The sequence below is a fragment of the Pseudomonas sp. FG1 genome, from assembly GCF_034313875.1.
Classification (GTDB): Bacteria; Pseudomonadota; Gammaproteobacteria; order Pseudomonadales; family Pseudomonadaceae; genus Aquipseudomonas; species Aquipseudomonas veronii.
Map to the genome: position 1 here is coordinate 1,893,651 of NZ_JAVIWP010000001.1, position 17,341 is coordinate 1,910,991.

The window sequence follows — 17,341 nt, forward strand, 5'->3', positions numbered from 1 at the left end:
ATCCGCCCCTGATTCCCCTTATACCTCCTGCGGCGCCTTCTTATAGTCGGCGGTCATAGTCACTTGGAGGTGGACGCGATGCAGGGACCCTACGTTTTTATCAATGATCGACCGCAGCTTTATCCACTGCTCAAACTAAGCCTGTCGCTCAGTCCTCATGCGCAAACGAAGTTCGACACCCTTAACCAACATATCCGCAACACCGTGGTATTACCTGGGCAACTGGTAATCATCGGGGACAGCCGAACAGCCTCTTGCACGGCTGAAGAAGCACGGCTGATGCTCTCCGCACGAAACGTGAAACATGACTTGATGGCGCACTCTGCCGCTGATCAGTCTTTGATTAAGAATTACGATCTGTTACAGACCATCATGGCCCATACCTCGATTGGCATCGGGGCTGCCAGCAGTGCCTGGAGTAAGCACCTTGCGGCAATCGAGAAGACCCTCATGGAAATCGACGATTTACATAAGCAGTACCTGAGGAAGGGCACCATGGGGGCAAGGGATGAGTTTCTGGTTAAGCGCAGAGCGCTGTTTGCAAAACTGGAGATTCAACTTTCTAGTATGGCACGTCTTGGCACGGGCTTGAAGAATGAAGGTTCGATCAAAAAAATGTTGGGCATTTCCACTAAAAGCTATTGGCATCACGGGGAAATTCGCAAATATGAAGAGGCCGTCAAGCGTATCGCCAAGGCTTCGCAGATGTTGAAGAAAGGCACTTATATTGGTATCGCGCTGGATGTCGGAGTGACTGCGCTGGAGATAACGGAGGCGTGCTCCATCGGGCGGGAGCGGGAATGTACGCGGGCGAAGTTTGTGGAGGGAGGGAAGCTGGTGTTAGGCGTCGGTGGCGCCGCTTACGGAGGGTACGCAGGCATGGGGTTCGGAGTTGCTGTATGTGCAGCGGTCTTTGCCGTACCTACTGCGGGAGCGAGTGCGCTAGGCTGCGCCATAGTTGGCGGGGCCGTTGGCGGCTTAGCCGTGGGCACTTTAGGTAGCCACACCGGTGAGCAAATAGGCTCCCTCCTTTACAAAGTTTCAGGGAGTGGGCAATGACGCCAGAGTCCATCGGTATAGTGTCTGGTGTGTTGATGCTGCTGAGTTTTCCATTAAATTTTTATGTCATTTATACAAGACTTGAAGAGGCCGAAGATTATCTAAAGTTCAGCACATTCGTAGTAACGTTCAAATATAGGTTTGGCGTCGGTCCGCTGGGTGGGAAGTTGAAACGTCTCTTCGCGATTGCCCTCGTCATCCTTATGCCGAGGATTTTTCAATGGCGATACCTCGTGCTCGTTGAGGATGTGAAACGTATTCCAAGAAGTCTCAAACTATGGATAGTCGTTCCCTACCTGCTCACACTGTCGTCCGTGGCGGGGATGGCCCTGTCATGGTTTCTGACGAACTGACGATCAAAAGGGGAAGCTGGCTAACCCGCTTCCCCTTTTTCGGCGCAGCCATTTACAGACTTTCGAGAATATCCGCCATGTCATCCGCATGCTCTTCTTCCTGAGCCAGGATTTCTTCGAACAGGCGGCGGGTGGTCGGGTCTTTGTCACCGATGTACTGGATGATTCCACGGTAGCTGTCGACCGCAATCCGCTCGGCGACGAGGTCTTCGTAGACCATTTCCTTCAAATTGTTGCCGGCCACATATTGCGCATGGGCGTTCTTCGACAGCAGGTCCGGGTTGAATTCCGGCTCGCCGCCCAACTGCACGATACGTTCGGCGAGTTTGTCGGCGTGTTCGGCTTCCTGGGTCGCATGTTCGAGGAATTCTGCAGCGGCGATCTGCGCCTTCACGCCGCTGGCCATGAAGTAGTGACGCTTGTAGCGCAGCACGCAGACCAGTTCGGTGGCCAGCGAGGCATTGAGCAGGCGAATAATCTCTTCGCGGTCGGCGTTGTAGCCTTCGGTCACGGCGCCGTTTTCGACGTTCTGGCGGGCGCGTTGGCGCAGGGTCGCAACGTCAGTCAGGTTTGCTGCAGTCATCTCAACCTCCTGGGGCTAATCCGGTTTTACGCCACGCTCTGTCGGCGTGATCGCTCCAAGTTGTGAGTCGTGGGCGGGGCAAAAAGTTTTATTGGATTTGCCGGCAGATGTCATCAGCCCGTCGCCGGATTGGGTTAGCCTGCGCTCATCCTTTCTTGATCAAGGACGTTCGCTTCATGTCGCAGTCGTTAGCCACGCGTTACCCCTTGGTGCTGGTGCCGGGCATGCTGGGGTTTGTGCGCTTGGGATTGTTTCCCTACTGGTACGGCATCGTCCCGGCGTTGCGGGCCGGTGGGGCGCAGGTGTTTGCGGTGCAGGTGGCGCCGCTCGATTCCAGCGAGGTGCGTGGCGAGCAGTTGCTCGCGCAGGTCGAGCGGATTCGCCGCGAAACCGGTGCCGACAAGGTCAACCTGATCGGCCACAGCCAGGGTTCGCTCACTGCGCGCTATGCCGCGGCCAAATGTCCGCAGTGGATCGCCTCGGTGACGTCGGTGGCCGGCCCCAATCACGGTTCGGAGCTGGCGGATTATTTCCACACCCATTACCCCCGGGGCAGCGTCAAAGGCCGGATGGTCAGCGCGCTGTTTCATCTGGTCGCCGCCGTCATGAGCCTGCTGGAGACCGGCTACCGAGGCCCGCGCTTCAAGGCCGACCTGCACGCCTCGCACCAGTCGCTGACCAGCGCCGGCGTGGCGGTGTTCAATCGTGAGTATCCCCAGGGATTGCCGCCGACATGGGGTGGGCAGGGCGCCGCAGAGGTCAATGGTGTGCGCTATTACTCGTGGTCCGGCACCTTGCAGCCGGGTAAGACCGATCGCGGGCGCAACCTGCTCGATGGCACGAATCGCAGTTGCCGCTTGTTTGCCCGCAGCTTCGTGCGCGAGAAAGGCCACTGCGATGGCATGGTCGGGCGCTACAGCTCACACCTGGGCACGGTGATCGGCGATGACTACGCCCTCGACCATTTCGATATCGTCAACCAGTCGCTGGGGCTGGTGGGCAAGGGCGCGGAGCCGATCCGCTTGTTCGTCGAACATGCGCAGAGGCTCAAGGCGGCTGGGGTGTAGCGGATGCACCGCGTTATCGTTCATCGCGGGCAAGCCCCTCCCACAGTTGACCGAGGCGCCAGGGCGAACGCGGTCCAATGTGGGAGGGGGCTTGCCCCCGATAGCGATAGCTCAGGCAACGCCCGGTTTACGCCCGACCGGCGTAGTCCAGCGCTCCGACAAAATCACCCCGCCCAACGTCAGCAGCCCGCCCACCAGGTGATACAGCGCCAACGCTTCCTTCAACACCAGCGCCGCGATCAGCGCGGTAATCAGCGGCAGCAGGTTGAAAAACAACGTGGTGCGGCTCGGCCCCAGGGTTTTCACCGAGTGCATCCAGGCCAATGGTGCGAGCATCGAGGCCAACAGGCAGGCGTACAGCACCAACGGAATATTCGCCCAGCCCAACCCGGCTTTTGCCGAGTACAGAAACAGCGGAAACAGCACCACCACGGCCACCAGCACCTGCAGATACAGCAACACCGACGGCGGCAGGCGCAGCTGCCATTTTTTCAGCAAGGTGCTGTAGACCGCGTAAGCCAGGGTGGCGACCAGCATCATCGCGTCGCCCAGGTTGACCCCGTGTTGCAGCAGCGTGCCCAGGCTGCCGGACGACACCACCACCGCCACGCCAGCGAACGACAGCACCGCGCCGCTCAGCGCGCCGAAGGTCAGGCGTTGGCCGAGGCTGATGATCGCCGCCGTCAACGCCATCAATGGCATCAGCGACAGGATGATGCCCATGTTGGTGGCGCTGGTCAGCGACGCGGCGTAATAGGCCAGGCTTTGATACACCGCCATGCCCAGCACGCCGAGGATAAAAATCTTGCCCAGGTTAGGGCGGATGATCGACCACTGGGCAATCACCGGCTTGAGCATGAACGGGGTAAACAGCAGCGCCGCGAGCAACCAGCGGTAGAAGCCGATTTCAGCGGGGAAGATCGAACCCACGGCCAGTTTGTTGACCACGGTGTTGCCGGCCCAGATGAAAATGGCCAGCAGGGGATATGCGTATTGCATTGAAAACAACCCACGGTGTTGGTGAGACGGGAGTATGGCGCAGTACCGCCGGGCGAACATCCGTAGTCGGTGAAGATGTTACAAGGTTTGGCTACACTCCTCGGTAGGCCGCGCCCTCCGGCGCGGTAACAGGGAGAAAACTCCATGAAGATGCTGCGAATTCCGTTGTTGATGATGGGCCTGCTGCTGTGTTCCCAAGGCTTTGCCGCTACCGCCCAGCAAAATAAAATGACCACCTGCAATGCCGAGGCCACCACCAAGACGCTCAAAGGCGACGAGCGCAAAGCGTTCATGAAAACCTGCCTGTCGGCGCCCGCCGCCAATGATGCGAAGACGCTGACCCCGCAGCAGCAGAAGATGAAAGATTGCAATGCCTCGGCGAAAACCAAGGCGCTGACCGGCGATGCGCGCAAGACGTTCATGAGCACCTGTCTCAAAGGCTGATCGCGCGTTCGCGCTCGCTGAAGATCAAATGTGGGCGGCTGGCTGGGCCCCCCGGTCCACCTGAAGGGCCAGCCCGCTCCCACGCTTGATCGCATTGACTACCGATCCACTCGCTTGATTCCCCCAAGGCTGGCAGACTGCCCATCCTTTAACGCCGTTCGTTTTGAGGCTGTATGCCAACGTTTTCTCAGCGTCACGTGTTATTGCTGGCCAGTTACATCATCATTTTCGGCGGGTTACTGCTGGTTCTGCCGTTGAAGTTGCTGCCCAGCCTGCTGGCCGGGCTGTTGGTATTTGAACTGGTCAACATGCTTACCCCTCAACTGCAACGGCTGATCGAAGGTCGGCGTGCGCGCTGGCTGGCCGTGGCCTTGCTCGGCACCCTGATCGTCAGCGTATTGACCCTGATCTTTGCCGGCGCCATCAGCTTCCTGCTCCACGAAGCGGAAAACCCCGGGGCCTCCCTCGACAAATTCATGGGCGTGGTCGACCGCGCGCGCGGCCAGCTGCCGCCGTTCCTCGACGCTTACCTGCCCGCCAGCGCCGCTGAATTCCGGGTGGCCATCGGCGACTGGACCAGCAAACACCTCAGCGATCTGCAATTGGTGGGCAAAGATGCCGCCCACATGTTCGTCACCCTGCTGATCGGCATGGTGCTCGGCGCGATCATGGCGCTGCAGCGCATCCCCGACCTGACCAAGCGCAAACCCCTGGCTGCCGTGCTGTTCGATCGTCTGCACCTGTTGGTCCAGGCGTTTCGCAACATCGTCTTCGCACAAATCAAGATCGCCGCCCTCAACACCGTGTTTACCGCCGTGTTCCTCGCCGTGGTGCTGCCGCTGTGCGGGATTCACCTGCCGCTGACCAAGACCCTGATCGTGCTGACCTTCCTGCTCGGCCTGCTGCCGGTGATCGGCAACCTGATGTCCAACACCCTGATCACCATCGTCGCGCTGTCGCTGTCGATCTGGGTCGCGGTGGCGGCGCTGGGGTATTTGATCGTGATCCACAAGGTCGAGTACTTCCTCAACGCGCGCATCGTCGGCGGGCAGATCAGTGCCAAATCGTGGGAATTGTTGTTGGCGATGCTGGTATTCGAAGCCGCGTTCGGCCTGCCGGGCGTGGTGGCGGGGCCGATTTACTATGCGTACCTGAAGAGTGAGCTGAAGCTCGGCGGGATGGTCTGAGGAGGGAGCACACTGCTCTGCTGTAGGAGCGAGCTTGCTCGCGAAAAACCCAAGAGCACCGCGCGCCGTCAGACAGCCCGCGTTATCGTTGGCGTCCTTCGCGAGCGAGCTCGCTCCTACAGGGGGGCGGTGCGACGGTATCAGCTGCCGTAACGCTTGCTGGCCTCGATCGCCAACCCGCTGCCGATACTGCCGAAGATATTCCCTTCCACATGCCGCGCATTCGGCAGCATCGCCGAGATGCTGTGGCGCAGCGCCGGAATGCCGCTGGAACCGCCGGTAAAGAACACCGTGTCCACCTGCGCCACATCCACCGACGCGTCGCTGAGCAATTGGGTGACGCTGTTGCGCACGCGCTCCAGCAGCCCGTCGATGGCCGATTCGAACAACGTGCGGCTCAGGTCTACGCTCAAGCCCGGCTCAACCCGGTCGAGCAGTACATGGCGGCTGTCTTCGTGGGTCAGCTGGATCTTGGTTTCTTCGACTTCCATCGCCAACCAGTGCCCGGCCCGCTGTTCGATCAGCTTGAACAGGCGGTCGATGCCGCCGGTGTCTTCGATGTCATAGCGCATGCTGCCCAGGGCCAACTGGGATTTTTGCGAGTACACCGAGTTGATGGTGTGCCAGGTGGCCAGGTTCATGTGATGGCTGGTGGGCATGTACGCGCCGCTTTTCATGCGGCTGCCGTAGCCGAACAGCGGCATCATGCCGGCCAGCGAGAGTTGTTTGTCGAAGTCGGTACCGCCGATGTGTACGCCGCCGGTGGCGAGGATGTCGTCGTGGCGGTTGTCGTTGTGGCGACGGTCCGGCGACAGGCGCACCAGCGAGAAGTCCGAGGTACCGCCGCCGATGTCGACAATCAGCACCAGCTCTTCTTTTTCGATGGTGGACTCGTAGTCGAAGGCCGCGGCGATCGGTTCGTACTGGAACGAGATGTCCTTGAAGCCGATCTTGCGCGCCACGTCGACCAAGGTGTTCTCGGCTTCCTGGTCGGCCATCGGGTCGTCATCGACGAAAAACACCGGGCGGCCCAGTACCACTTCTTCGAACTCGCGACCGGCGGTGGTTTCGGCGCGGCTCTTGAGTTGGCCGATAAACAGCGCGAGCAAGTCGGTGAACGGCATCGCGGTGCCCAGCACGCTGGTGTCGTGCTTGATCAGCTTGGAACCCAGCAGGCTCTTGAGCGAGCGCATCAGCCGGCCTTCGTAGTTCTCCAGGTATTCGTGCAGCGCCAGGCGACCGTAGACCGGGCGGCGCTCCTCGAAGTTGAAGAACACCACCGACGGCAAGGTGATTTTGTCGTCCTCCAGCGCGATAAGCGTTTCCATGCCGGGGCGAATCCAGCCGACGGTGGAGTTGGACGTGCCGAAGTCGATGCCGCAGGCACGGGCTGGGGATGGGTTTTTCATGTCTATCGGGTTCCGGTTGAAAAACGGCCGCGCAGTGTATGCCACCCGCGTGCAGATGCGTAGGCCGACGATCTGTTAAATAGCCGGCGGCGCGCCTTGAAAGAGCGGGGTTTGCCCCCAACTTGTCCAGCATACGGTCGGCGGCTGCAAGGTTATTCGTGCGGTGCCGATAAACTACTTAGACGCATCCATCGGCTTGGGATTGAGTTCAGTCAATCCAAACGCTGCAAACCGGCGCATGCTGTGCCCTTGGCTGTGCGATATCGATGACGGAGGGTGACCCCCCAGATGGACTTTAAAGACTATTACAAGATCCTTGGCGTGGAGCCGACAGCGGACGACAAGGCAATCAAGGCCGCCTATCGCAAGCTGGCGCGCAAATATCACCCGGACGTGAGCAAGGAAAAAGACGCCGAAGCCAAGTTCAAGGACGCGTCCGAAGCCTATGAAGCGCTGAAAAGTGCCGACAAGCGTGCCGAGTACGACGAGCTGCGCAAATACGGCCAGCACGGCCAGCCGTTCCAGGGCCCACCGGGCTGGCAGAGCCGTGGCGGCTATGGCGGCGGCCAGGACACGGGCGACTTCTCGGACTTCTTCAGTTCGATCTTCGGCGGGCGCGGCGATGCGTTCGGTGGCGGTCAGCGCCGCAGTACCGGACGCAAGGGCCAGGACGTGGAGATGCAACTGTCGGTGTTTCTTGAGGAGACGCTGTCGACCGAGTCCAAGCAGATCAGCTTCCAGGTGCCGCAATACGACGCCTCGGGCCGGCATGTCAGCAACACCACCAAGAGCCTGAACGTGAAGATCCCTGCCGGGGTGACCGACGGCGAGCGCATCCGCCTCAAGGGCCAGGGCGCGCCGGGCGTTGGCGGCGGGGCCAATGGTGATCTGTACCTGATCGTCAAGTTTGCGCCGCACCCCAAGTTCGAGGTCGAAGGCGAAAACCTGGTGATCACCGTACCGGTGGCACCGTGGGAGCTGGCGTTGGGCACCGAAGTCGCGGTGCCGACCCTGACCGGCAAGATCAACCTCAAGGTCCCGGCCGGCAGCCAGAACGGCCAGCGCATGCGCGCCAAGGGCCATGGCCTGCTGAACAAGAGTGGCCAGCGCGGTTACCTGTTCATCCAGCTCAAAGTGGTGATGCCCAAAGAAGCCACCGCGGAGGTGCTCGGGTTGTGGAAGGCGCTGGCCGACAGCGCCGCCTTCGATCCGCGCAAAGGCTGGAACGCCTGACCCACCCGGGCGACTGTCTTGCAGAGTTCGGCCCAGGCCCGTGGGGGCCATGAATAAGCTGCTCATTTTCACAATGAGGCGCTATTCATGGCCCACGCTCAAGCCCCGCTCCCTCCGGGCGATGGGGCGCCGCGCCAGCGTGGCGTAGGGCGCGTCAGAACAGAAAGTAGCGCTGCGCCATCGGCAGCACATCCGCCGGCTCACACCACAGCAACACGCCGTCGGCCTTGACCTGATAGGTCTGCGGGTCCACCTCGATGTGCGGCAGGTAGTCGTTGTGGATCAGGTCGGTTTTCTGCACGTCGCGGCAGCCTTTGACCACCGCAATCTGCTTCTTCAGGCCCAAGGCTTGCGGCAAGCCGGCGTCCGCGGCGGCCTGGCTGATAAAGGTCAGGCTGGTGGCGTGCAGGGCGCTGCCGAAGCTGGCGAACATCGGCCGGTAGTGGACCGGCTGCGGCGTGGGAATCGAGGCGTTGGCATCGCCCATCAGGCTTGAGGCAATCGCGCCGCCCTTGAGGATCAGCGTCGGCTTGATGCCGAAGAACGCCGGCCGCCACAGCACCAGATCAGCCCATTTGCCGACTTCGATGGAGCCGACGATATGGCTGATGCCGTGGGTGATCGCCGGGTTGATGGTGTACTTGGCGATGTAGCGCTTGGCCCGGAAGTTGTCGTTGCCGGGGCCGTCGCCGGGCAGGGCGCCGCGTTGTTTTTTCATCTTGTCGGCGGTTTGCCAGGTGCGCGTGATCACTTCGCCGACGCGGCCCATGGCCTGGCTGTCGGAGCTGATCATCGAGAACGCGCCGAGGTCGTGCAGGATGTCTTCGGCGGCGATGGTCTCGCGGCGGATGCGGCTTTCGGCGAAGGCCACGTCTTCGGCGATGCTCGGGTCGAGGTGATGGCAGACCATCAACATGTCCAGGTGCTCGTCGATGGTGTTGCGCGTGAACGGCCGGGTCGGGTTGGTCGAGCTGGGCAGCACGTTGGGGAAGCCGCAGGCCTTGATGATGTCCGGTGCGTGGCCGCCGCCAGCGCCTTCGGTGTGGTAGGTGTGGATGGTGCGGCCCTTGAGCGCGGCCAGCGTTGTTTCGACGAAGCCGGACTCGTTGAGGGTGTCGCTGTGAATCGCCACCTGCACATCGTACTGGTCGGCGACGCTCAGGCAGTTGTCGATGCTCGCGGGCGTGGTGCCCCAGTCTTCATGCAGCTTCAAACCGATGGCGCCGGCCTTGACCTGTTCGATCAACGGCTCCGGCAGGCTGGCGTTGCCCTTGCCGGTGAAACCGATGTTCATCGGGAACGAGTCGCTGGCCTGCAGCATGCGCGCCAGGTGCCACGGGCCGGAGGTGCAGGTGGTCGCGTTGGTGCCGGTGGCCGGGCCGGTGCCGCCGCCGATCAGGGTGGTGACGCCGCTGGTCAGCGCTTCTTCGATCTGCTGCGGGCAGATGAAATGCACGTGGCTGTCGATGCCGCCGGCGGTGAGGATCATGCCTTCACCGGCGATCACTTCGGTGCTGGCGCCGATGGCCATGGTCACGCCGGGCTGGATATCCGGGTTGCCGGCCTTGCCGATGGCGTGGATGCGACCGTTCTTGAGGCCGACGTCGGCCTTGACGATGCCCCAGTGGTCGATGATCAGCGCGTTGGTGATCAACGTGTCGACCACTTCATGGGCGAGCAATTGGCTCTGGCCCTGGCCATCGCGGATGACCTTGCCGCCGCCGAATTTGACCTCTTCGCCATAGACGGTGAAGTCCTGCTCCACTTCGACGAACAACTCGGTGTCGGCCAGGCGGACCTTGTCGCCGACGGTGGGGCCGTACATGTCGGCGTAGGCTTGGCGGCTGATTTTCATGTGTGGTTGCCCTGAAAAATTTATGTTGAATGTGAGTCAGCTATCGGGGGCAAGCCCCCTCCCACATGGGAATGCGTTCCAACTGTGGGAGGGGGCTTGCCCCCGATGAGGCCCTAAAGGTCGCCCATAATCCGCCCGGCAAACCCAAACACCCGCCGCCCACCGCCGAAGTCGACCAACTCGACCTCGCGACTCTGCCCCGGCTCAAACCGCACCGCGGTGCCCGCCGGGATATTCAGGCGCATGCCGCGGCTCAATGCACGGTCGAAGGTCAGCGCGTCATTGGTCTCGAAAAAGTGATAGTGCGAGCCCACCTGGATCGGCCGGTCGCCGCTGTTGGCCACGCTCAGGCTGACGGTACGGCGGCCGACGTTGAGTTCGATGTCGCCAGGCTGGATCTGAAATTCACCAGGAATCATGCAGGTTGCCCCAGGGTCTTGTAGTAGATGGCGGTCGGGCTGTAGCGCCCGTCCGGGCTTTGGCAGTAATCGGGCAGTTCACCGACCTTGGTGTAGCGCAGCGCCTGGTAGAAGGCTTCGGCCTCGGAGCCGGCTTCGGTGTCCAGGTACAGCAGGCCGCGCTTGTGTTGGCGCGCGGCGAGTTCCAGGGCGTGCATCAACTGGTGGCCCAGGCCGTGGCGGCGGGCGCTGCTGTGGACCAGTAGTTTTTGCACTTCGGCGCGGTTCAGACCGTTGGCTTTCTGGCACAGCGCCAGTTGCACGCTGGCGATCACCCGCTCGTCGCGCACCACCACCCACAGCAACAGGCTGGCGTCTTCGATGCTCGCTTGCACACCGTGCAAATACGCGCGCGCCTGGGCCTCATCGAAGTCGGCCATGAAGCCGATCGACGCGCCGTGCCTGACCGCGTCCAGCAACAGCTCGATCAAGCCCTGGCGATAGTGGGCAAAACTTTCAGCATTGACTCGACGCAGTTGCGCGGCGTTCATCGATCTCACTCCTGGGGCGGTTCGGCGCCCGGATTCAAGGTCAGTTGCATAAAGGTCAGGTCGAGCCAGCGGCCGAATTTGATGCCCACTTGCGGCATCTGCCCGGTGGTGCTGAAACCCAGGCGTTCGTGCAGGCGGAGCGAGGCCTGGTTGCCGCTTTCAATGGCGGCGACCATCACATGTTTGCCGCCGGTGCGCGCGCGTTCGATCAGGGCTTGCATCAGGCGCGGGCCGAGGCCTTTGCCGCGCTGGTCGTTGCGCACGTAGACCGAGTGCTCGACGCTGTAGCGATAGCCTTCGAAGGGGCGCCAGTCGCCGAACGAGGCGTAGCCCGTCACTTCGTCGTTGTCGACGGCGACCAGAATCGGGTAGCGCTGCGCCTGGCGCGCAGTGAACCAGGCCTGGCGGTTCGCCAGGTCCACCAGTTGCTCGTTCCAGATCGCCGTGGTGTTCAGCACCGCATCGTTGTAGATGTCGCGGATCGCTGGCAGGTCTTGCTCGGTTGCATCACGAATCATGGCTGGGCCTCACGCGATGGGTTGGTGGACGGTCACCAGTTTGGTGCCATCGGGGAAGGTGGCTTCCACCTGGATATCCGGGATCATCTCCGGGATGCCTTCCATCACCTGCTCGCGGCTGAGCAGGGTGGTGCCAAAGTGCATCAGGTCGGCCACGGTACGGCCGTCGCGGGCGCCTTCCATCAGCGCGGCGGAGATGTACGCGATGGTTTCCGGGTAGTTGAGCTTCACACCGCGCGCCAGGCGCCGTTCGGCGACGAGGCCGGCGGTGAAGATCAGCAGTTTGTCTTTTTCCCGTGGGGTCAGGTCCATGGTTCAAGGTCCTTCATAAAATGCATTCTTAAATACAATGGAGATCAAGTGTGGGAGGGGCTTGCCCCCGATAGCAGAGTGTCAGGCAATGCATCTGTAACTGACCCACCGCCATCGGGGGCAAGCCCCCTCCCACATGTTGATCTTCATGTGCTCCAGATTCGCGGTGCCACGGCCTCTCGGCCCAGCACCGCTGGGCGCAACAGCCGCCATAAATCAATCAACCAACCCCGCGCCAGCAGCGCCTCGTTGGCCAGGCAGCGGGCGACCAGCAAGCCGGGCAGTTGGGTCAGGTCGCCGCGCACCGCGTGGGGCAGCGAGCGGCAGTGTTCGAGTAATTCAGGCTCGATATCACCGGTCAGCAACAGGGTGGCGAATACCGGTTGTTCGTCCAGGCCGATCGGTGAGTCGAGCAAGCCATCGTCGCCCACAATGCGCTGGCGTTCGTGCCAGAGCAACTGGCCGTCGCGGCGGATATCCAGGTGCGATTGAAAGTGCCCGAGGTCGAAGCGCTCGCCGCTGGCCGGGCGGCCGAGGGCGACCACGTCCCAGTACAACAGCCGCGCATCGCCGTGCAGCGCGATGCGTGTGCTGAGTTCGGCCTGGGCGGCGCTGAACACGATGGTTTCCTGAGGCAGCCATTCCAGGGTGGCGCCGGCCTCGACGCTCAGCTCCAGTTGCTGAAACGCCGGGCCGCTGGCGCGGTACCACTTGGCCGCGCCAGGGCTGGTCAATTGCGCCCAGGCGCCCGCGGCGACGTGGGCGCGGATGTCCAGGCGGTCGCCGCCGGCAATGCCACCGGGCGGATGCACGATGATGTGCTGGCACACCTCGGGGCCTTCGGCGTACAGGTGTTTCTGCACGCGCAGCGGGCCGAGGTGGCGGCGCATCACCGGGCGCGTGGTGGCGCCGAAACGCGCGTAGCCGAGCTCCAGCTCGGCGTGCCAGCTGGGGGTGAACAGGGCAGTGGAAACGGGCAGGTTCATGGCGTGTGCTTATCGTTAGGACGCTACAGATTAGATGGTTACGAGACCGCGCACACCGTCGCGTTCCATATTTTCGCCACGGCCTTGCTGGACGATTTCCCCGCGTGACATCACCAGGTATTGGTCGGCCAGTTCGGCGGCAAAGTCGTAGAACTGCTCCACCAACAGGATCGCCATGTCGCCACGGGCCGCGAGCTTCTTGATCACCGCCGCGATCTCCTTGATCACCGACGGCTGGATGCCTTCGGTCGGCTCATCGAGAATCAACAGGCGCGGCCGGCTGGCCAGGGCGCGGCCGATCGCCAGTTGTTGTTGCTGGCCGCCGGACAAATCGCCCCCGCGGCGGTGCTTCATTTGCAGCAGCACCGGGAACAGTTCGTAGATAAACCCCGGCACTTCCCTGGCCTCGGCACCGGGAAAGCGCGACAGGCCCATCAGCAGGTTTTCTTCCACGGTCAGCCGCCCGAAAATCTCGCGGCCCTGGGGCACGTAGGCGATCCCGGCGTGAACGCGCTGGTGTGGCTTGAAACCGGTGATGGCCTTGCCTTCCCAGTTCACCGCGCCCTCTTTGGCGGGCAGCAGGCCCATCAGGCACTTGAGCAAGGTGGTCTTGCCCACGCCGTTACGGCCGAGCAGGCAGGTGACTTCGCCGACCTGCACCTCGAATGAAAGCCCGCGCAGGATGTGGCTACCGCCATAGTATTGGTGCAACTTGTCGACTTGCAGCATTCTCAAAACCTCCTCAATTCCCTGTAGGAGCGAGCTTGCTCGCGAAAAACCTGAGGGCGCCGCGTGCATTCAGGCTGCCCGCGTTATCGTTAACGATTTTCGCGAGCAAGCTCGCTCCTACAAAAAAGCGAACTCAGCGCCCGAGGTATACCTCGATCACGCGCTCGTTTTCCTGCACCTGTTCCAGCGACCCTTCAGCCAGCACGCTGCCCTGGTGCAACACGGTCACATGGTCGGCAATCGAACCGACAAACCCCATGTCGTGCTCCACCACCATCAGCGAGTGCTTGCCCGCCAGGCGCTTGAACAGTTCGGCGGTGAATTCGGTTTCGGCGTCGGTCATGCCCGCCACCGGTTCGTCGAGCAGCAACAGTTGCGGGTCTTGCATCAGCAGCATGCCGATTTCCAGGAACTGTTTCTGGCCGTGGGACAGCAGGCCGGCCGGGCGATGCACCGAGGCGGTGAGTCGGATGGTGTCGAGCACTTCATCGATGCGGTCCTTCTGTTCCCCGCTCAGGCGTGCGCGCAGGCTGGCCCACACCGACTTGTCGGTCTTCTGCGCCAGCTCCAGGTTTTCGAACACGCTCAAGGCTTCGAACACCGTGGGTTTCTGGAACTTGCGGCCGATGCCGGCCTGGGCGATCTGCACTTCGCTCATCGCGGTCAGGTCGAGGGTTTCGCCAAACCAGGCGTTGCCGTGGCTGGGCCGGGTCTTGCCGGTGATCACGTCCATCAGCGTGGTTTTGCCGGCGCCGTTGGGGCCGATGATGCAGCGCAGTTCGCCGACGCCGATGTAGAGGTTCAAGGCGTTGAGTGCCTTGAAACCGTCGAAGCTGACGCTGATGTCTTCCAGGGTCAGGATCGTGCCGTGGCGCGTATCGAGGCCCGTGCCGGCGGCCTGGCCGATGCCGATCGCATCGCGGCCGTTGCCGGCGTCGAGAATAGGTTCGAGCATAAATTCCGCCGTCGCAGTCACTCTCATTGTTCACCCCGTTTCTTCAACAGGCCGATCACACCCTTGGGCAAATACAGGGTGACGATGATGAACAACGCCCCCAGGAAGAACAGCCAGTACTCCGGGAACGCCACGGTGAACCAGCTCTTCATGCCGTTGACCACCCCGGCGCCGAGCAGCGGCCCGATCAAGGTGCCGCGCCCACCCAGGGCCACCCACACGGCGGCTTCGATGGAATTGGTCGGTGACATTTCGCTGGGGTTGATGATGCCCACCTGCGGCACGTACAACGCCCCCGCCAGGCCGCACAGCACCGCGCTCAACACCCACACGAACAGCTTGAAACCACGCGGGTCGTAGCCGCAGAACATCAGGCGGTTCTCGGCATCGCGCAAGGCGGTCAACACCCGGCCGAACTTGCTGCGGGCCAGGCGCCAGCCGATGTACAGGCTGCTCACCAGCAACAGCACGGTGGCGGCAAACAACACCGCGCGCGTGCCCGGTTCGGTGATGCCGAAGCCGAGGATGCTGCGGAAGTTGGTGAAGCCGTTATTGCCGCCGAAGCCGGTCTCGTTGCGAAAGAACAACAGCATCCCGGCGAAGGTCAGCGCCTGGGTCATGATCGAGAAATACACGCCCTTGATCCGCGAGCGGAAGGCGAAGAAGCCGAACACCAGCGCCAGCAACCCCGGCGCCAGCACCACCAGGCACAGCGCCCAGAGGAAGTGCTCGGTGCCGACCCAGTACCAGGGCAATTCGGTCCACGACAAAAAGGTCATGAACGCCGGCAACTCGTCGCCGGAGGCCTGGCGCATCAGGTACATGCCCATGGCATAACCGCCGAGGGCGAAGAACAGGCCGTGGCCGAGGGACAGCATCCCGGCGTAACCCCACACCAGGTCGAGCGCGAGGGCGACGATGGCGTAGCAGAGGATCTTGCCCACCAGCGTCAGGGTGTAGGCCGAGACATGCAGCGCGTTGTCCGCTGGCAGCAGCGACAGCAACGGCAGCGCCAGCAGCACGCCGAGGATCAGCGCGCCGACGGCAATCGTCAGCTTGGGGCCGGCCTTTTGCGTGGCCGTGAGCATCAATGGCTGGTTCATCAGTCGATCACCCGTCCTTTCAGTGCGAAGAGGCCTTGCGGGCGTTTCTGGATAAACAGAATGATCAGCGCAAGGATCAGGATCTTGCCGAGCACGGCGCCGATCTGTGGTTCGAGGATCTTGTTGGCGATCCCCAGGCCGAACGCGGCCATCACGCTACCGGCCAATTGGCCGACACCGCCGAGCACCACGACCAGGAAGGAATCGATGATGTAGCTCTGGCCCAGGTCCGGGCCGACGTTGCCGATCTGGCTCAGCGCCACACCGCCCAGCCCGGCGATGCCGGAGCCCAGGCCAAAGGCGAGCATGTCCACGCGCCCGGTGGGCACGCCGCAGCAGGCGGCCATGTTGCGGTTCTGGGTGACGGCGCGCACGTTGAGGCCCAGGCGCGTCTTGTTGAGCAGCAGCCACGTCAGCACCACCACGCACAGGGCGAAGGCGATGATCACGATGCGGTTGTACGGCAACACCAGGTTGGGCAGCACTTGAATGCCGCCGGACAGCCAGGCGGGGTTGGCCACTTCGACGTTCTGCGCGCCGAACACCAGGCGCACCAGTTGGATCAGCATCAGGCTGATGCCCCAGGTGGCGAGCAGGGTTTCCAGGGGGCGGCCGTACAGGTGACGAATCACCGTGCGCTCCAGGGCCATGCCGATGGCGGCGGTGACGAAAAACGCCACCGGCAGTGCGATCAGCGGGTAGAACTCGATGGCGTGCGGCACGTAGCGCTGCATCAGCAACTGCACCACATAGGTGGAATAAGCGCCGAGCATCAGCATCTCGCCGTGGGCCATGTTGATCACGCCCAGCAGGCCGAACGTGATCGCCAGGCCCAGGGCCGCGAGCAGCAGGATCGAGCCCAGGGACATGCCGCTGAAGGCCTGGCCGAGCAGTTCGCCCAGCATCAGTTTGCGCTTGACCTGGGCCAGGCTGGTCTCGGCGGCGGTATGCACGGCGGCGTCGGTTTCCACGCCGGGGGCGAGCAGGGTTTCCAGGCGTGTGCGCGCCAGCGGGTCGCCGGTGCTGCCGAGCAGACGCACGGCGGCCAAACGCACCAGCGGGTCGCTGTCCACCAGTTGCAGGTTGGCCAGGGCCAGGCTGAGGGCGCTGTGTACCTCCTCGACGGTTTCGGCGGCGACACGCTGGTCGAGGAACTTGAGCTGCGCCGGTTGTGCGGTTTTTTGCAGGGTCTGCGCGGCGGCCAGGCGTACCTTGGGGTCGGCGGCGAGCAGTTGCAGGCTGGCCTGTACGTTGTCGATCAGACCGCGCAGGCGGTTGTTCAGGCGCACGGTCTTGGTTTCACCGTTGACCGTCAGTTGGCCTTGTTGCAGCGCGTCCACCAGCTCGATGCGCGCCGGGTCGGGCTGGGCGGCCCAGTCCTGCAGCAGTTTGGCTTGTTGCGTCGGGTTGGCGGCGAGGAAGTCTTCGGCGTCGCCGGCGTGTGCGGCAACAGGCAGCAACAGTAGGGCCGTGAGGATCAAGCGGTAGACGGCAGTGGGCATAACAAAATGTCCTGATCGTGCGCGCATCGGCTTTATGTGGGAGGGAGCTTGCTCCCGATAGCGGTGGGTCAGGCAATGCATGTGCTGACTGATCCACC

General features: G+C 62.4%; 19 protein-coding genes and 1 pseudogene. 6 read left to right on the top strand and 14 right to left on the bottom strand.

The genetic code is table 11. The features are described 5' to 3' along the window. The first annotated feature begins 78 nt into the window (after positions 1 to 78). Positions 79 to 1,059 (top strand): hypothetical protein, encoded by a 981-nt coding sequence (locus tag RGV59_RS08685; RefSeq protein WP_126585388.1) that lies wholly within the window; start codon positions 79 to 81, stop codon positions 1,057 to 1,059. Then, positions 1,056 to 1,412 (top strand): hypothetical protein, encoded by a 357-nt coding sequence (locus tag RGV59_RS08690; protein WP_102618689.1) that lies wholly within the window; start codon positions 1,056 to 1,058, stop codon positions 1,410 to 1,412. Before RGV59_RS08685 ends, RGV59_RS08690 begins: the two co-directional genes overlap by 4 nt. Positions 1,413 to 1,464: 52 nt before the next feature. Here RGV59_RS08690 and RGV59_RS08695 read toward each other — a convergent pair whose 3' ends face one another. Then, complete coding sequence (locus RGV59_RS08695; RefSeq protein ID WP_057006070.1) at positions 1,465 to 1,995, bottom strand: ferritin-like domain-containing protein; 531 nt, start codon at positions 1,993 to 1,995, stop codon at positions 1,465 to 1,467. Between the two features lie 176 nt (positions 1,996 to 2,171). Between RGV59_RS08695 and RGV59_RS08700 the strand changes: the two genes are divergently transcribed. Continuing rightward, a complete protein-coding gene (locus RGV59_RS08700) occupies positions 2,172 to 3,062 on the top strand; it encodes an esterase/lipase family protein (protein ID WP_017849709.1) in 891 nt (296 codons plus the stop codon). Positions 3,063 to 3,173: 111 nt separating this feature from the next. Here the strand turns inward: RGV59_RS08700 and RGV59_RS08705 are convergent, their stop codons facing one another. Continuing rightward, entirely contained in the window at positions 3,174 to 4,061 is an 888-nt protein-coding gene (locus tag RGV59_RS08705) for a DMT family transporter (RefSeq protein ID WP_017849708.1), read from the bottom strand. Positions 4,062 to 4,205: 144 nt separating this feature from the next. Between RGV59_RS08705 and RGV59_RS08710 the strand changes: the two genes are divergently transcribed. Then, entirely contained in the window at positions 4,206 to 4,505 is a 300-nt protein-coding gene (locus RGV59_RS08710) for a PsiF family protein (protein WP_017849707.1), read from the top strand. A 173-nt stretch (positions 4,506 to 4,678) separates the two neighbouring features. Then, positions 4,679 to 5,692: an AI-2E family transporter gene (locus tag RGV59_RS08715; protein WP_017849706.1), complete on the top strand. Its 1,014-nt coding sequence runs from the start codon at positions 4,679 to 4,681 to the stop codon at positions 5,690 to 5,692. Between the two features lie 140 nt (positions 5,693 to 5,832). Here the strand turns inward: RGV59_RS08715 and RGV59_RS08725 are convergent, their stop codons facing one another. Further along, positions 5,833 to 7,101: an Hsp70 family protein gene (locus tag RGV59_RS08725; protein WP_102618692.1), complete on the bottom strand. Its 1,269-nt coding sequence runs from the start codon at positions 7,099 to 7,101 to the stop codon at positions 5,833 to 5,835. A 288-nt stretch (positions 7,102 to 7,389) separates the two neighbouring features. Between RGV59_RS08725 and RGV59_RS08730 the strand changes: the two genes are divergently transcribed. Beyond that, positions 7,390 to 8,334, top strand: coding sequence for a DnaJ C-terminal domain-containing protein (locus RGV59_RS08730; protein WP_102618693.1), 945 nt, complete (start codon positions 7,390 to 7,392; stop codon positions 8,332 to 8,334). A 154-nt stretch (positions 8,335 to 8,488) separates the two neighbouring features. Here RGV59_RS08730 and ureC read toward each other — a convergent pair whose 3' ends face one another. The 11 genes and pseudogenes from ureC to urtB form a co-directional block, all read right to left on the bottom strand. After that, positions 8,489 to 10,189 carry an urease subunit alpha gene (gene ureC / locus RGV59_RS08735; RefSeq protein WP_079442737.1) on the bottom strand — a complete coding sequence of 567 codons (1,701 nt, stop codon included), beginning with the start codon at positions 10,187 to 10,189 and terminating at the stop codon, positions 8,489 to 8,491. A gap of 113 nt (positions 10,190 to 10,302) precedes the next feature. Next, on the bottom strand, positions 10,303 to 10,608 hold the full coding sequence (locus tag RGV59_RS08740) for an urease subunit beta (RefSeq protein WP_017849702.1): 306 nt from the start codon (positions 10,606 to 10,608) through the stop codon (positions 10,303 to 10,305). Next, positions 10,605 to 11,138, bottom strand: a complete 534-nt coding sequence (locus tag RGV59_RS08745; RefSeq protein WP_017849701.1) for a GNAT family N-acetyltransferase — start codon at positions 11,136 to 11,138, stop codon at positions 10,605 to 10,607. Before RGV59_RS08745 ends, RGV59_RS08740 begins: the two co-directional genes overlap by 4 nt. Positions 11,139 to 11,143: 5 nt before the next feature. Beyond that, complete coding sequence (locus RGV59_RS08750) at positions 11,144 to 11,656, bottom strand: GNAT family N-acetyltransferase (RefSeq protein ID WP_079442738.1); 513 nt, start codon at positions 11,654 to 11,656, stop codon at positions 11,144 to 11,146. Between the two features lie 9 nt (positions 11,657 to 11,665). Further along, on the bottom strand, positions 11,666 to 11,968 hold the full coding sequence (locus RGV59_RS08755; protein ID WP_010213535.1) for an urease subunit gamma: 303 nt from the start codon (positions 11,966 to 11,968) through the stop codon (positions 11,666 to 11,668). A 146-nt stretch (positions 11,969 to 12,114) separates the two neighbouring features. After that, positions 12,115 to 12,954 (bottom strand): urease accessory protein UreD, encoded by an 840-nt coding sequence (locus RGV59_RS08760; protein WP_126585389.1) that lies wholly within the window; start codon positions 12,952 to 12,954, stop codon positions 12,115 to 12,117. A gap of 30 nt (positions 12,955 to 12,984) precedes the next feature. After that, positions 12,985 to 13,683 carry an urea ABC transporter ATP-binding subunit UrtE gene (urtE, locus tag RGV59_RS08765; RefSeq protein ID WP_017849698.1) on the bottom strand — a complete coding sequence of 233 codons (699 nt, stop codon included), beginning with the start codon at positions 13,681 to 13,683 and terminating at the stop codon, positions 12,985 to 12,987. A 22-nt stretch (positions 13,684 to 13,705) separates the two neighbouring features. Then, positions 13,706 to 13,792 (bottom strand): annotated as a pseudogene (locus tag RGV59_RS08770) (outer membrane lipoprotein carrier protein LolA); the annotation flags it as partial. A gap of 24 nt (positions 13,793 to 13,816) precedes the next feature. Further along, a complete protein-coding gene (gene urtD / locus RGV59_RS08775) occupies positions 13,817 to 14,665 on the bottom strand; it encodes an urea ABC transporter ATP-binding protein UrtD (protein WP_126585390.1) in 849 nt (282 codons plus the stop codon). Then, positions 14,662 to 15,741, bottom strand: coding sequence for an urea ABC transporter permease subunit UrtC (urtC, locus tag RGV59_RS08780; protein WP_017849696.1), 1,080 nt, complete (start codon positions 15,739 to 15,741; stop codon positions 14,662 to 14,664). Before urtC ends, urtD begins: the two co-directional genes overlap by 4 nt. Continuing rightward, positions 15,741 to 17,243: an urea ABC transporter permease subunit UrtB gene (gene urtB, locus RGV59_RS08785; RefSeq protein ID WP_126585391.1), complete on the bottom strand. Its 1,503-nt coding sequence runs from the start codon at positions 17,241 to 17,243 to the stop codon at positions 15,741 to 15,743. Before urtB ends, urtC begins: the two co-directional genes overlap by 1 nt. Between the last annotated feature and the right edge of the window lie 98 nt (positions 17,244 to 17,341).

Bases quoted from the DNA above. Each gene is read 5' to 3' on its own strand.
- RGV59_RS08685 (WP_126585388.1), top strand. From the start codon at position 79: ATGCAGGGACCCTACGTTTTTATCAATGATCGACCGCAGCTTTATCCA.
- RGV59_RS08690 (WP_102618689.1), top strand. From the start codon at position 1,056: ATGACGCCAGAGTCCATCGGTATAGTGTCTGGTGTGTTGATGCTGCTG.
- RGV59_RS08695 (WP_057006070.1), bottom strand. From the start codon at position 1,995: ATGACTGCAGCAAACCTGACTGACGTTGCGACCCTGCGCCAACGCGCC.
- RGV59_RS08700 (WP_017849709.1), top strand. From the start codon at position 2,172: ATGTCGCAGTCGTTAGCCACGCGTTACCCCTTGGTGCTGGTGCCGGGC.
- RGV59_RS08705 (WP_017849708.1), bottom strand. From the start codon at position 4,061: ATGCAATACGCATATCCCCTGCTGGCCATTTTCATCTGGGCCGGCAAC.
- RGV59_RS08710 (WP_017849707.1), top strand. From the start codon at position 4,206: ATGAAGATGCTGCGAATTCCGTTGTTGATGATGGGCCTGCTGCTGTGT.
- RGV59_RS08715 (WP_017849706.1), top strand. From the start codon at position 4,679: ATGCCAACGTTTTCTCAGCGTCACGTGTTATTGCTGGCCAGTTACATC.
- RGV59_RS08725 (WP_102618692.1), bottom strand. From the start codon at position 7,101: ATGAAAAACCCATCCCCAGCCCGTGCCTGCGGCATCGACTTCGGCACG.
- RGV59_RS08730 (WP_102618693.1), top strand. From the start codon at position 7,390: ATGGACTTTAAAGACTATTACAAGATCCTTGGCGTGGAGCCGACAGCG.
- ureC (WP_079442737.1), bottom strand. From the start codon at position 10,189: ATGAAAATCAGCCGCCAAGCCTACGCCGACATGTACGGCCCCACCGTC.
- RGV59_RS08740 (WP_017849702.1), bottom strand. From the start codon at position 10,608: ATGATTCCTGGTGAATTTCAGATCCAGCCTGGCGACATCGAACTCAAC.
- RGV59_RS08745 (WP_017849701.1), bottom strand. From the start codon at position 11,138: ATGAACGCCGCGCAACTGCGTCGAGTCAATGCTGAAAGTTTTGCCCAC.
- RGV59_RS08750 (WP_079442738.1), bottom strand. From the start codon at position 11,656: ATGATTCGTGATGCAACCGAGCAAGACCTGCCAGCGATCCGCGACATC.
- RGV59_RS08755 (WP_010213535.1), bottom strand. From the start codon at position 11,968: ATGGACCTGACCCCACGGGAAAAAGACAAACTGCTGATCTTCACCGCC.
- RGV59_RS08760 (WP_126585389.1), bottom strand. From the start codon at position 12,954: ATGAACCTGCCCGTTTCCACTGCCCTGTTCACCCCCAGCTGGCACGCC.
- urtE (WP_017849698.1), bottom strand. From the start codon at position 13,683: ATGCTGCAAGTCGACAAGTTGCACCAATACTATGGCGGTAGCCACATC.
- urtD (WP_126585390.1), bottom strand. From the start codon at position 14,665: ATGAGAGTGACTGCGACGGCGGAATTTATGCTCGAACCTATTCTCGAC.
- urtC (WP_017849696.1), bottom strand. From the start codon at position 15,741: ATGAACCAGCCATTGATGCTCACGGCCACGCAAAAGGCCGGCCCCAAG.
- urtB (WP_126585391.1), bottom strand. From the start codon at position 17,243: ATGCCCACTGCCGTCTACCGCTTGATCCTCACGGCCCTACTGTTGCTG.